Annotated in this window: 11 protein-coding genes; 2 read left to right on the top strand and 9 right to left on the bottom strand. The window is 54.3% G+C overall.

Annotated features, from left to right (window positions below; genetic code table 11):
- Positions 1–3: 3 nt before the first annotated feature.
- Genes AC1TXO_RS13340 through AC1TXO_RS13325 form a run of 4 tightly spaced genes read right to left on the bottom strand, consistent with a single transcriptional unit; the run spans position 4 to position 4,921 of the window.
- On the bottom strand, positions 4–1,401 hold the full coding sequence (locus AC1TXO_RS13340) for a TniQ family protein (RefSeq protein ID WP_157404876.1): 1,398 nt from the start codon (positions 1,399–1,401) through the stop codon (positions 4–6).
- A gap of 29 nt (positions 1,402–1,430) precedes the next feature.
- Complete coding sequence (locus AC1TXO_RS13335; protein WP_004577540.1) at positions 1,431–2,417, bottom strand: ATP-binding protein; 987 nt, start codon at positions 2,415–2,417, stop codon at positions 1,431–1,433.
- A 13-nt stretch (positions 2,418–2,430) separates the two neighbouring features.
- On the bottom strand, positions 2,431–4,305 hold the full coding sequence (locus tag AC1TXO_RS13330; protein WP_033727105.1) for a helix-turn-helix domain-containing protein: 1,875 nt from the start codon (positions 4,303–4,305) through the stop codon (positions 2,431–2,433).
- Positions 4,298–4,921 (bottom strand): hypothetical protein, encoded by a 624-nt coding sequence (locus AC1TXO_RS13325; protein WP_023102086.1) that lies wholly within the window; start codon positions 4,919–4,921, stop codon positions 4,298–4,300. Before AC1TXO_RS13325 ends, AC1TXO_RS13330 begins: the two co-directional genes overlap by 8 nt.
- A 450-nt stretch (positions 4,922–5,371) precedes the next feature.
- Between AC1TXO_RS13325 and AC1TXO_RS13320 the strand changes: the two genes are divergently transcribed.
- Positions 5,372–5,752: a GNAT family N-acetyltransferase gene (locus tag AC1TXO_RS13320; RefSeq protein WP_486406770.1), complete on the top strand. Its 381-nt coding sequence runs from the start codon at positions 5,372–5,374 to the stop codon at positions 5,750–5,752.
- A gap of 159 nt (positions 5,753–5,911) precedes the next feature.
- Here AC1TXO_RS13320 and AC1TXO_RS13315 read toward each other — a convergent pair whose 3' ends face one another.
- The 4 genes from AC1TXO_RS13315 to AC1TXO_RS13300 all read right to left on the bottom strand — a co-directional run bounded on the left by AC1TXO_RS13315 (position 5,912) and on the right by AC1TXO_RS13300 (position 9,565).
- Complete coding sequence (locus tag AC1TXO_RS13315; protein ID WP_486406769.1) at positions 5,912–6,505, bottom strand: malonic semialdehyde reductase; 594 nt, start codon at positions 6,503–6,505, stop codon at positions 5,912–5,914.
- A gap of 195 nt (positions 6,506–6,700) precedes the next feature.
- Positions 6,701–7,282 carry a TetR/AcrR family transcriptional regulator gene (locus AC1TXO_RS13310; RefSeq protein ID WP_486406768.1) on the bottom strand — a complete coding sequence of 194 codons (582 nt, stop codon included), beginning with the start codon at positions 7,280–7,282 and terminating at the stop codon, positions 6,701–6,703.
- 127 nt (positions 7,283–7,409) lie between these two features.
- Positions 7,410–8,588, bottom strand: a complete 1,179-nt coding sequence (locus tag AC1TXO_RS13305) for an MDR/zinc-dependent alcohol dehydrogenase-like family protein (RefSeq protein ID WP_486406767.1) — start codon at positions 8,586–8,588, stop codon at positions 7,410–7,412.
- A gap of 53 nt (positions 8,589–8,641) precedes the next feature.
- Entirely contained in the window at positions 8,642–9,565 is a 924-nt protein-coding gene (locus AC1TXO_RS13300) for an alpha/beta hydrolase (protein WP_486406766.1), read from the bottom strand.
- Between the two features lie 108 nt (positions 9,566–9,673).
- On the opposite strand from AC1TXO_RS13300, the gene AC1TXO_RS13295 reads away from it, so the two are divergent.
- Positions 9,674–10,561, top strand: coding sequence for a LysR family transcriptional regulator (locus AC1TXO_RS13295; protein ID WP_486406765.1), 888 nt, complete (start codon positions 9,674–9,676; stop codon positions 10,559–10,561).
- A 70-nt stretch (positions 10,562–10,631) separates the two neighbouring features.
- Here AC1TXO_RS13295 and AC1TXO_RS13290 read toward each other — a convergent pair whose 3' ends face one another.
- On the bottom strand, positions 10,632–13,067 hold the full coding sequence (locus AC1TXO_RS13290; RefSeq protein WP_486406764.1) for a TonB-dependent siderophore receptor: 2,436 nt from the start codon (positions 13,065–13,067) through the stop codon (positions 10,632–10,634).
- Positions 13,068–13,107: the final 40 nt, after the last annotated feature.

Below are 13,107 nucleotides of genomic sequence, written 5' to 3'. Positions count from 1 at the left end.
TTATTACTGTGACAGCGACGCATACGTCTCTCGCTGCGCCGGTTTGCTCACCTTTGACCGACCGAGTTCAGCGAAAACGGAGCGGGCTGTAAAATGGAATTCACAAGCGGACTGCTGGGGAAGGACAATCAGCGCCCACGCAGCGGGCCCTACCCACCGGCGATAGACCACTTGACTGGGGGTCGTCCTAGAGCAGGTTAGATCCGATTCGGATAGCCGGCGTATCTGCCTGGTCATGAAAAAAATAATTTCATGAGCTAGTATTTTCGTCATCAGCCAATTTTTTTCGCGCTCCCCTTTGAGTGAAGCAAATACTTCGTGCGTCCGTTTCGATTCAAGCCAGGCTCCCAGTTTTTTTTTGACACATGACCTTGCTTTCGCGCACAAGTCGGATGGCGTTTTAACTCCGTACCAAAAACATAGCCAGTCAAGATAGCCGACGAGTTGATAGCCTTGCCTGGGCACATCACACTCCTCAATACTTCGCCAAATTCCGGCAAGATTTTTCTTGCTCAGTTTGATTTCAGGAAGAAAACACTTTCTAATTTTTCGGAAGATACACTTCAAAATCGGAAGTAGGTCATTGACTGTCAGCTCTATTACCGAGCTTTTCACTGTCGAGCAACGACTGATGTTACTGATTCTGTAAAAGCCCACTTTTTTATCACCCTGACCTGATGCCGCCCTAGCCTGAACCTCATTGAACAGCGCACGCTGATGCACCGCAAAATCGGTGATAGCCGAGGAAAACTGAGCGGCATTATCAAAGTAAATATTGGTCGGCTGATTGATATCAAAAAACACCTGACGATCCCTGCCGCGCTCAAAAATTCGATGGGCTAAAATCAGCCGGTTCAGCCCGGATCTATTCAAATAGGACCGGCCACTTTGACTTCCCTTGAGTCGCAGCAGATGGCCACAATAGTTGCAGCCGTATGGTTCACGGAACAACCTGCTGTTTAACGAGTAATCCATCGCCCCGCCGCAGGTCTGACACGCTTGGCTCAACTCGACCTGATGGATCGGGCACTTCTTGATGAGTAGGTATTGAAATAGGGAGTAGTGCACACCACGCACCATGCATACGGGACAAACTCTTAAATTGGCTGCAATGTGATCATTGCTCGGTACAGCTGAAGGTACTAAGAAAAGTGCATCTTGTTGCGCTCTATCAAGGGTAAAGCATTCGCGAATCGCTACCGGATTCACAGCCGCGCTGTGGGCGAGGTTTGGGAATCGGCTACGCTTACCATTACCCTCTCTCTGTGATGGCGCAAAGATTTTAACCAGTGTATCTCCGTGGATGACGTTATAAAGTGCAAACCGGCTTAGAATCGAATACGCAGATTCGTAAGCCATGTACAGTGGGGCCACCGGACAATACCTGGGATTGATGCTCATCGTTTTAGTATCCGGGACGATTATCATCATCAGGCGCTCGGATCAGCAGCTTTACTATTGCGCGTTGCGGCTTGAAACCAAGATTCACGGATAGATCGCAAGCTGAACTCCCTGGTAATCGTGTAGCCTGGGTGATCCATGTCAACACTATCGCGCAAAATAATTTCTATCGTTTTGCTGAAATACTGCATCGGTATTTCCATTTTGCTTTTTAGCTTTAATTCCTTGTAAGCATCACAAAAGGCATCCCACAGTATGTCTTTCACTTGCGCCAGCCTAAAGCCATTGGCATATGCCTGTGGGACAAAAAATTTGGTGAAAGTCCATGTGGAATTGGCCGGATAAGGGGTACTGTCAAAAAAGCCAAGGCAGGTCGCGAAATCTTCTTTTTCGCGTATGCCGCGGAAAGGGTGCTCGTAAAGCATGAACCTATTAACAATAGCCTCCCCCTCCACCCCGGTTTTGAGGAAGGCTTCCTTCTGATCAAGCAGTTGCTGCTGTCCTACCAGGATGGGAAGCAATGTCACACCCTTTAGCCGCAGGTCATTATAGATATCCTTGACCCAGTCAAAATGCTGCTGCTGAAGCCGCTGAGCTTCATCCATGAATAGAATAAAGACCTGCCGTGAATCCCTGCGCGCCGCTTGCTCCATGAAATTCACTAACCGAAGATGTTTTTTTGAGAGGCTAACATTGTCATTCCACTGCTTGTGACCGACAACCGCCAGCAGTGAGTTATAAAAATTACCTTTCGTGGCTGATATTTCTCGCTTCGCATTGTAAATAACAACAGGAAAATCAGGAAAATCTTGTGCAAGGCATTGCTGACAATAAAGCATTGCCCAAGTCTTACCGTAACGGGTATGCCCCCAGATCACTAAACCAGAGTCTCTGCGACGAATAACCTTAAGCACAAGCGCGTAAGTCTCACCGATCGAAAATGTCGGGATCAAATACCGCTGATTGCAGACAGGATGAAGATCAACCTCGACGGGTCGCGTATCCTGGATGTCCATTTGCACCCTCTATTCAAAAAGTGAAAACTTTAAACAGCTTTACTCTGTCGACTTGTGATTCCGATGTCGGAGGAGACGTTTCTTCCTCGACAGACGAACCTACTGAAGTCATGCCAGTATTTTTGTAGAGACTAGTCGCTCTCTCTCGAGTCATTTTGTTACCTTTCAATTGAAACCTACGGACAGCTTCAATGAATGACTCATTTTCCGTAAAGCGGAATTGTCCGTCCTTCACGGCCTTTGAAATCTCAGTCTGCAATCTGTAGCTGTGTGGCGTGTTTGAGTAGGGTGGCGGTGGTGTTAGCACACCAACAAATGCACCAGACTCATCAAGCAAATTGATCGAAGATACATCTCTACGAGAATACTCGATGATCATTTTCCGTCCTGCCGAATTACTCCGCAATACATCCGGATTTCGGTATTTCTGGTAAGCAAAGTTAATGAACGCGCCCCCGTATTTGGCATTTGACTGAACGATCTTTGGCTCGCGAATTCGCGTAAACGCTGCCTCATTTTGATAACGGGTAGGCAGTGTGTTCGGCGGCAATGCCCTTGCCTCCATACGCATGAGGAACAAGTCCAATGGGGTGTGGCCTTGGATTGACGCGTGCGGACGACCATTATAGTCAGAGATCACAATGTCTACGGAACTTTCCAACTCTTCTAGAGACAGCAACATCTTCAAAGGGTTTTTGGACTTTGGCGATAAACGTGCCTTGATCTCATCTGTGGATTCACTCCCCGTGGTACCAATTATTTTGTGAGAAAAGTTTTGCACCAAATAGAGAAAAAAACGCTCCACAATAGGGCGATCATTGGGGGTGTACGGTCTACCGAACTCCACCACACAGCCAAGCCTATCATTTAGCACCTCAATCACATGCTTCGCCTTATGCGCCCAAGCATTATCCAGTTTTAATGTGGACCACGTTTGCCACGCCCCCGAACTTTCTGAGGGGAATCCCCCTTCATCGCGATAACGGGTATCAGGAATATTCAGCGGTGGACGAACGTGCGGGCTCAGGGCTCTATAAATCGCCGTAAGCAAGTCTACTTGATCATACTGGTGGCCCAGTGCCAATGAATACCCCAACACACACCTTGAAAATTTTTCGATTAGACAAATTAACCAGACCCTGAGAATTTCATATTCAACAGGCTCCCCATAGGCATCCCTTTCGCGAATAACCAAGCGAAGATCCAATTTGTGTCCATCTGCTTCAACTTGCTCCAAGATGTCCGATGGATCAATATCTCGGACGCTCTCGTTAGCTTGTGAGGACTTCAGTTCTTGCTCCGCTTTCAATTCTCGGTGTTTATCCTGCAACCACCTCCTAAGCCCGCTTATACCTTCGGTTTTTTGATTTAATGGGTATTGATGTCTGGCAACTCCAGCCTCAATGCACCTGCGCACGAACGCTTTATGAATCGCTATAAAGTAGTCGCCGCCAGATTTTCGGGGTCTATATCTACGGGCTTGAGCTTTCAGCCACTCATCCACATCTGGATGTTGCTCAACGAAATGCGTAAAAGCGCCGGAATAGCCTTGCGTAGCGGATGAGCCGGGCTGCGCTTTCCGATTGTATTTTTTTTCACCACTGCGCTTATAAGGTATTGCAGCCACCCAGCCAGCGGGACTTCCGGACTTGTCTAGTGCTTCGCATTTGTCGATGACTCGATAAAGCGTTGAGCGAGGTATCCCATATTTTTCTTGAATTTCCTCTAGCGATGCGCCTTCCTTCAAGAACGCCCGGATAGCTTTAATACGATTCTCCGTCGGACCTCGAAGGGCGTCCGGCAAGACCGTTAAGTCAACCGCACGCCACTTGTCACAATCATAGCCTTCTCGTTCGCGTTCGGACCTAGAAAATCGTTGATCACTCATCCTGGGCATCTCCATGGCCTAATTGGGATGCCCCACTCAATTTAGTCGAACTCAAATTCTTGACGTTTAATCGGCCCTTTCTGACCAACTCGAACACCAAAGCTGCGCCCTTCTCGCCAAAATCCTGCTCAACCGCCTGCATAGCGCTGCTCACCGTAAGTCCATGCCTTGGGAGGAGTCTCATCACTTCGCGAAGATTGCGCTCAGTCAGTGCATCTCTCTGCTTGTTGATATAGGAAAGCATGAGTAGGTAGTTTTCGTAGCGGGTACGTTCAGATTTCAGGAAATCAGTATCTAAAATTTCGCAGAGAAAGCCGTTATCGTCGGCATAATTCTGGACTTCAACGCTCGTGCTGGAACCCAGGCATGACTTGGACACCACAATGAGTGACGCGTGGCTATTCTCAAAAGCGAGCGCGACCGGGATTCGAACTTTGTCCAATTCGATGAAACGCTGGTTCACGGTCAAATCGCTCACCCAAGGATCAAACTCCACCTCGGCGAATCGCCATAGAGTGGGTCGGCAGAACAAGCTGACCTTCTCGTTTTGCTTATGACTGAACACCACGAATTCTGGAGCGCCCGCTGGTCTTGAAGGATGGGAGAGTGGGTCCATTGCCTACCTTTTTGAATAATGCCATTGAAATCAACAAGTTACGAAGTTTCAAAATTGCACATGCACTCGATAGTTTCACAATTAGAGAGGGATTATGGGCGACAGATAGCGCATCGCTATATTTTATAAGAATAAAAATATATTATTTATTCCAGAATGGATTAATAGCTCAGCGAAAATGCTTAGGCGTGGTTGTTAAATACGATGAATCCATTTCAAATGCTGAGTTTCAAATTTTGAGAGTCTCGAATTTTCGAAGTCGCAAGCCTGTGAGCTTTCTTGTCAGCATCGAGAATCAATCGACGCCTCCCCTGAGCCTCGTCACCCACATAAGCTACGGCTTGCGCTCACGCCAAGCCTTTGGCAAGCAGATCTTGCAGCCGCATACTCGCCAACCTAGCGGATATCGATGCTATTTTTCATATTCGAACCAGCGTCCACGAAAATCACTTGTCCCTTGATCAGCTGGCGGCAATGGGGATTACTCCCATCACCATACGACAGGCAATTCTAGAGGCTCCATGCGCTTGGGTCGCCGAGGTCAATGGTGCCCCTGTAGGTTTTTCCATGGCTGATGTCGAGGACGGATGCGTATTTGCCGCTTTCGTTCTACCCGAATTTGAAGGGAACGGCCTGGGCCGCAGGCTGATGGATGAAGCAGAGACTTTCCTCTTTCAACACCACCAGACGATCTGGTTGGAAACAGCTGAGGCTAGCCGCGCGAATGGCTTCTATCGAAGCCTCGGCTGGCAGCCTGTGGAGAAATTACCAGAAGGTGATATTCGCTTCGAAAAGTGCCAGGTCGCGGGACAAGCCCGCTACCACGACTAAACCTGAAACTGTTCACGCAGCCGCGCCCTCCTCCAGGCCGTATGCGCGGCCTTCTGCGCAGCAAGCGCAGCCCCGCCTGGCCAGACGTATCTGGGCAAGCGGGAGGTGCCTTGCGAATGCAAGCTTCCAGGTTTCAAATCATGCAATCATGAATCCTGGCTAGATGATCCTGCACACCTCATCAAAACCCAAGCGAGGTTCCCTTGGGTAAAGTTTTTCTTCATCACCATAACCAAAAGTGCAAATGAAGTTTGACTTCCACGTAGTGCCCTGGAAGAAAAGCTCATCGACTTTTTCATTGTCGAAGCCCGACATGCCACACGCGTCGAGCCCCAGGGAGCGGATGGCAAAGATTAGATATGCCCCCTGCAGCGTACTGTTTCTGAACACGGTTTCCTGAACGAGCTTTTCATTGCCGTCAAGCAGAGGACGAGGATCATAGGTTTGAAAAAGCCTGGGAAGAAGCTCTATCCAGCGTTCATCGTAGGCCAGGATGGCCGTCACCGGTGCTTGCTTTACTTGACCTGGGTTCGACCCCCACATGGCAGGCGCCAGCTTTTCTTTTTCGGCCTCACTCTTGATGAAAATAATGCGTGCCGGATTTGAGTTGAGCGCTGTTGGTCCCCACTTCATGATTTCATATATCTCATGAACGACGTCATCAGAGACCCGACGGTCCGTCCAGTAATGGTACGTTCGCGCCTTGAGAAACATCTGCTCCATCGCTTCTTTTGAAATTGGTTTTCTGGACATCTGACTGCTCTTGACCTCTTGATGAATGCTGCTTGTTTGCTGGATTCGTGTTGCTTGCCGTACATCTTGATTTCCATGACCCCGCCCTCCTTCGTCTCCTTGGCATGTTCACGCCCCTGTGACACACCATTCTTTACTGATCAGTAAAGAATTGGTCGAAAAAAGGACCGCTCGTAGGCGGTCACCCTTTCAGGGTCAGAGGCGGGCTACCGTACCTTCCATGACATCCGTCAACACAGCTTTGTCGTCCACAGAGTGCCTGAAAATATTCAGCCCACAATAACTCGCTAGAAACACACGCGTCACTTCCAGGGCCGGGCGATCACTCGAGAACTCGCCATCGCGCTGCGCAGCAGAAATCGTCATGCACACGGCAGCCTCCAGGCTGGCAAAATAGTTCTGATTGATGTCGTCCACCATGGGGTCTTTCTTACTGCGCTCCAACGCTGAAAACAGTGCCATGCATGGGCGCTCGCCATTCGGGTCAAGCCCGCCAGTCACGACCCACTGCAACAAGGCTCTCAAACGATCCCTGGCCGAACCGGGCCCTTCCAGTATTTCAATTTGCGCTTTCAGTCCGCGCTCCTGGTAGCGACGCAGTGCTTGCTCGTAAAGGTTTTTTTTGCTGCCAAAGGCATGGTAGAGGCTGCCGCGGCCAAGGCCTGTCCGTTCACAGAGTTCCTGGGTTGAACTGGCCTCATAGCCCGCATCCCAGAAGACCTCCATCGCAGCATCGATCACACGCGTGTCATCGTATTCCTTGGGCCTTCCACTCATTACCGTATCCTTTGCGCTGTTCCGGTAGATGTATAACAATAATTTACCGATCAGTCAAAAATTCAGGATTGGTAGATAACGCCTCGGTGGAGTACGCAGCAACCGCAGCCTGCCAAGCCAGTGCCTCTCAGTGGGTGCCCTTGAACGGACAGATCAGGTACTTCTCTGCGGTTGTTCGCCTGGCGATCATTCGAGCTGTGTCCGGCTTCAACACCTCCTCCAGCGAAATCTGCGCTTTGTAGTGCATCGCGAAGGTTGTACGCAGCGCCTTGTTGGCACGCTCGCGCAGACGTTGCGCCGCTTTAGGCCCGATTTTTTCGAGGAAGTCGAACAAGAGCCACCCCCCTACTCCCCATGCCATGCCTACACGGGGAAGCACAATCGGGCGAGGATCCAGTATCCCGTACATGTAGATCTGCTTGTGGGTGGTTGAACCGTAGCGCTGATAGCCGCTGCTCAAACGGCCCAATGCCTGTTCCATGCAGTCCAGAACCGTTCCCGCAACGGGACCGCCCGACAGTGCATCAAAACACAAGGTGGCGCGGGTCTGGACAAGCGCATCGAGCAGGTCGACCTCGAAGGTCAGGGATGTGCTGTTCAGAACATGGCGTGCGCCCAGGTCTTCCAGCAGTTTTACCTGACTTTCGCTGCGCACTATGTTGACGAGGGCTATGCCCTCTTCGCTGCAGAGCTTGATCAACATCTGCCCTAGACTGGAGGCTGCAGCTGTATGGACGAGTGCCTGATGGCCTTCGCGTCGCATCGTCTCGACCATCCCCAGTGCAGTAAGGGGATTGACGAACGCAGCCGCGCCTTCGGCGGGAGTTATGTCGTCGTCCAGCACCATGCAGTCATCCCTGTGTATACGCCGATAGTGCGTGTACATCCCCCCTCCCACCATCGAAACAGTCTTGCCGAGCAAATCCGATGCCTGGGCCCCGGCTCGGATGACCACCCCTGCACCCTCATTACCGATCACAAGCGATTCATCGATGCGCGATCCAAGCCTGTCCATCGCTGCAGCACTGACCGGCGCAGTCATGCAAGGCCGTTCGCCTGTACCACACGCCTTTGCTTCGGACAGGTCGGCAGGACCGAAAAGCAGGCCGATATCCGACGGGTTGAGAGGGGTTGCCTCGACGCGAACGATCACTTCATTTTCCAGGAGATTACCCTGCTCTACCTGCTCCAATGTCAACTCGAGCATGCCTCGACTTGAAATGCAGGATCTCAACTCGAGCCCCATCAGCGGCTCGGTATGTTTCACCGATACTGGTTTTTTCCTGCTTGACGGATCGTTTCTCATTTATCAATTCCGGGGCGTTCAAAGGGGTAAATGCCTGCTGCTTCAGCTATGCATCACTGCTGCAGGACGTCCTCGAGAAAACGCACCCCGTTCACCAGTGCCTGCTCTCCCTCTGGAAGGATGTCAGCGAAGATCGGCCAAACGTGGAACATGTTCGGCCAGACTTCCAAGGACGTACGCACCCGGTTCTCGGCCAGATGGGTCGCCAGCCTTATTGCATCGCTGAGCATCACTTCATTTTCCCCGATCTGAACGAGTATCGGCGGTAAGCCTCGTACGTCTGCGAAGACCGGTGATGCTTCTGGATTATTCGCCAGGGCGCCGTTCAGGAAGCGACGGGCAATCAGGTCCAGTGCTTCTTTTGAGACGATAGGATCGATGCCGTTGCGGTTTTCCATCGACGCGCCTGTGTGCTCAAGATTCGCCCAAGGCGAAATAGCCACGCCACCGGCGGGCATCGGCAAACCCGCATTTCGCGCGGCGACCATCAGGGATACCACCATGGCGCCACCTGCCGAGTCGCCGGAAAAAACAATGGACCTGGCGTCATGACCTTGGGCGAGAAGCCATCGATAGGCTTCAAATGCATCATTGATCGGCGTCGGGTAGGGATGTTCAGGCGCCAGTCGGTAGTCTGGCATGAACACCTTCGCGTCAAGGCGCTTTGCATATTGACCGGCTATGCCGTGATACCCCTCGGGGCTGCCGCTGAAATAGCCACCTCCATGCAAGTAGAGCATGACTCTGTTGCTTCCCGACTGGACAGGCGCAACCAGTGTCCCAGAGACTGGCCCCATTTTTATCGCCTTGATCGCTACACCTTCGGGAGGTTGGTTGGAGGCCAGGAACTGAACGTATGCCTTACGCGCAACCTCGATGCTGACCTCACTCGGTTCCCCCCTCAAGTGCGGTGCCAAGTCGCTGAATGCAGCCTTCCAGTTCTTCAGTGCCGCCTGTACCTCATTGCCATACGTCATACTTCACCTCTTTGTAGATTAAAAACCGACAAATGGGATAGTATACAAAGTATTGGAGAATGGGCGTCTACACGCAGGCGACAGAACGGCGACACTGGAGGCGAGTGAGTGGCTGATTTCACCGAAGTCATGGCATTTGTGGGAGCCGTCGATGCGGGAAGCTTTGCTGCCGCCGGGCGCGCCCGAGGCTTAACCCGCTCGGCCATTGCCAAGGCAATTACCCGTCTTGAATTGCGACTCAACGTCAGGCTGATACACCGGACTACACGCAGTTTCAGCCTCACTGACGAGGGGCGCCGTTACTACGACAGATGCTGCCAGATACTTGCCGACCTGGAAGATGCCGAGGCCAGTCTCGGGCAGACCACACTTGCGCCACGAGGGGTGTTGAGACTGACTGTCCCGGACGCATTCGGACGGCGTTGCGTGCTGCCCGCAGTGTATGACTTCCTCAAGACGTGGCCTGCGGTCGAAGTGGAGGTCAGCTTCACCGATCGTATCGCCGATATTGTTGAAGACGGCTTTGACCTCGCGCTGCGTGTAGGCGGCACCCAGGTGGAAGCACACCTGATATCACGGACAGTGGCTCAGCACCGTTCAGTGATATGCGCCTCTGCGTCATATCTGGAAAAGCACGGCGAACCTCATCGGCTCGAGGATCTTGCCAATCATGACTGCCTGATCTTCAGTAGCTTGGGGCAGCAGCAGACGTGGTCTTTTCGCGTGGACCGCGAGTGGGTCGAGGTGAGCACACGCAGCCGGATGCGGCTGGACAGCGCGGAGGCGATTTGTCATGCCGCTGGCGCAGGCATGGGGATAGCCTGTCTCCCCTCCTTCCTGGTCGATGACGAGCTGGCACAAGGCACGCTCGTCCCCCTGCTCCCTGGCTTTGAAACCCGCCCGATCCCTATCTGCGCGATCTACTCGAACAAGCGTCACCTTTCGCCCAGGGTTCGGGTCTTCATAGACACTTTGGTTCGACGATGGCAGCCATGAGACGAACGACAGTGCGTGCCAAGCGCTCCCCGTTGTCTCGACTGACTCAACCCCGCCTCTTCGCTGCGTCTCAGAAATCCACGCTGGCCGAAACCCGCAATACCCGGGGCGTTCCCTGCGTCAGGTAATTGTTCGAAGTCGACGCCGACGCCCAATAGGCCTTGTTCGCAACGTTCTCGACATTGGCCCGCAGGGTCACTTGCTTGTCATCCACGTTGAAACTGTAACGCCCGCCCAGGTCAACCCGGGTCCAGGCGGGGATATTCAGGCTGTTGCTGGTGTTGACGTACTGCCCGCCGGTGCGCAGCACACGGGCACTGAGTGCGGCGCCTTCAATGCCGGGCACGTCCCAATCGGCACCGAGGTTGTACTGGAAGCGTGGCACTCCAGGGGCGCGGTTGCCGTCGTTGCTGCCATTGGCGGTGTTCTTCAATTCGGTGTGCATGAACACCGCGCCGGTCAGCAGGCGCAAGCCCTCCACCGGCTCGCCGAACAGATTCAGCTCGACGCCCTTGTTGATCTGCTCGCCATCCATGCTGAACGTGTCCTGGCTGGCGCCTGGAGAACGGAAGGTGGTACTGCTGGGCTGCTCGATGCGGTACACGCCGAAGGTAGCGCCAAAGCTGTCCCAGTCGAGCTTGACCCCCGCCTCCACCTGCTTGCTGCGCCTGGGCGGGAATACCTCATTGGCGTTGCTCACGCTCGACGGTGCGGTTGGCCCTTGAGCCAGGCCTTCGATGCGGTTTGCATAGAGCGATACATGGTCCCAGGGCTTGAAGACCAGGCCATACACTGGGGTCGTCACCGTCTCGCCATAATTGGCGTTGCGCACACCTGTGGCAGTGGCCCAGCCATCCACCTCGATCGTTTGCCTGCGCACGCCCACGGTCAGCAGCAGACGATCGTCGAACAGGCCCAGGGTATCGGACAGCGCCGCGCTCTTGACCCGGTTCTTGCCGACGATGCGTGGGTCGTGGAGGTCGCTGCCGGTGTAGGTTTTGGTGGGTCGCGGCACCTTGACCGGGTGGTAGAGATTGCTGTCATAGCGGTTGGCAGCGGTTACTGCCGCGTAGGCCGAGCGCTGCTCGCCCCACATGCCAGAGAGGCCGAAGTTGACCCGGTGGCTGACTGGCCCGGTGGCAAAGTGGCCATTGATTCCGGCCATGGCGCTCTTGTTATCCTCATCGTGCGGCGGGTACAGGTAGCCGCCGCGCGCGGTACCCTTTTCATCACTGACGTAGAGCGAGGAATACTCGCCGTTCTCGCGGGTGTGCTTGGCGCCGGCGCCAGCGTACAAGGTCCAGTTGTCGTCGAGGTCGTATTCACCGTTGACCATGCCATAGGTGTCCTCGAGCTGCGACCAGGTCCAGTCCTGGGTGTAGTTGTCGCGCGCCGAGGGGGCGTGGGGCACCTTGGTTCCGGTCGGGTAGATCACCGCACGGCCCTGGTTGATGCGCTCCTTCTGATAACCGAGGTCGGTGGACAGTCGCAGGCGCTCGCCGCGGTAGTCCAGGGCCACGGCCACCAGCGTGGAATGCTGCGCCTCCTCGTGCACGCCAGTGCCGCCGTCGTGCTGGGCCAGGTTGATACGTGCGCCGAAGCGGTTGTCCTCACCGAATCGCTTGCCCAGGTCAAGGTGACCACCGATGTTGGCACCCGTGGCGTAGTCGAGGGTGACGTGGCGGGTCGGGGTGTCCTCGGCGCGCTTGGGTACCAGGTTGACAGCGCCGCCGATGCCGCTGCCCTGAGGGGCGACGCCGTTGAGGAAGGCGTTGGGGCCTTTGAATACTTCGACGCGCTCCAGGGCTTCGGTGGTGATGATTTGCCGTGGCAGCACGCCATACAGGCCGTTGTAGCTGATGTCGTCGGTATTGAGCGGCAGGCCGCGTATGGTGAACACCTGCGAGAAGTTGCCAAAGCCTGCCGACTGGCGCACGGCGGCGTCGTTGAGCAGCACATCGCCCAGCGTGCGGGCCTGTTGGTCGGCAATGGTCTTGGCGGTGAAGCTGCTGACGCTGAACGGCACGTCGTTGATTGCCTGGTCACCGAGCACACCCAGGCGCGCGCTGCGGGCTACCTGGCCACCTTGCCAGGTGTCGCTGCTGGCCGCCATGTCGCTGTTGATGGTGGTCGCGCCCAGTTCCAGGGCATTGCCCAGGTCAACTGCCGGCGCCAGGGTGTAACCGCCGCTGTCGGTGCCGATCAGGCTGTAGCCACTGCCGGCGAGCAGGCGCTCGAAGCCTTCCGCCACGCTGTAGCTGCCCTGCAGGCCCGGGCTCTGGAGGCCGTTTAGCAGCGCCGGGTCGAACGATAACGGTGTTCCGCTACTGGCGGCAAAGCGCGCCAGCACATCGGCCAGCGGGCCTGCGCCGATGGTGTAGTTGTGGGAGCCGTTGCTGGCCATGGCATCGGCCGCCATCAGTGCCGAGGCCGGGGCGAAGGTACCGATGGCCACGGCCAGGCTCAGGGTCTTGAGGCGCAAGCGAGGGCTGGAACGATGCATCATGGGTTGATCCTGTGAATACAGAAATGAGGGTTCTGCACTC

The organism is Pseudomonas sp. FA117 (genome assembly GCF_057370475.1).
Note: the sequence above shows the minus strand (reverse complement) of the source record. Positions and strands in the feature narration are given on the sequence as shown.

Excerpts from the sequence above, each read along its gene's own strand:
- AC1TXO_RS13325 (WP_023102086.1), bottom strand. The coding sequence starts at position 4,921 with ATGGACCCACTCTCCCATCCTTCAAGACCAGCGGGCGCTCCAGAATTC.
- AC1TXO_RS13340 (WP_157404876.1), bottom strand. The coding sequence starts at position 1,401 with ATGAGCATCAATCCCAGGTATTGTCCGGTGGCCCCACTGTACATGGCT.
- AC1TXO_RS13315 (WP_486406769.1), bottom strand. The coding sequence starts at position 6,505 with ATGTCCAGAAAACCAATTTCAAAAGAAGCGATGGAGCAGATGTTTCTC.
- AC1TXO_RS13300 (WP_486406766.1), bottom strand. The coding sequence starts at position 9,565 with ATGACGTATGGCAATGAGGTACAGGCGGCACTGAAGAACTGGAAGGCT.
- AC1TXO_RS13310 (WP_486406768.1), bottom strand. The coding sequence starts at position 7,282 with ATGAGTGGAAGGCCCAAGGAATACGATGACACGCGTGTGATCGATGCT.
- AC1TXO_RS13290 (WP_486406764.1), bottom strand. The coding sequence starts at position 13,067 with ATGATGCATCGTTCCAGCCCTCGCTTGCGCCTCAAGACCCTGAGCCTG.
- AC1TXO_RS13305 (WP_486406767.1), bottom strand. The coding sequence starts at position 8,588 with ATGAGAAACGATCCGTCAAGCAGGAAAAAACCAGTATCGGTGAAACAT.
- AC1TXO_RS13330 (WP_033727105.1), bottom strand. The coding sequence starts at position 4,305 with ATGAGTGATCAACGATTTTCTAGGTCCGAACGCGAACGAGAAGGCTAT.
- AC1TXO_RS13335 (WP_004577540.1), bottom strand. The coding sequence starts at position 2,417 with ATGGACATCCAGGATACGCGACCCGTCGAGGTTGATCTTCATCCTGTC.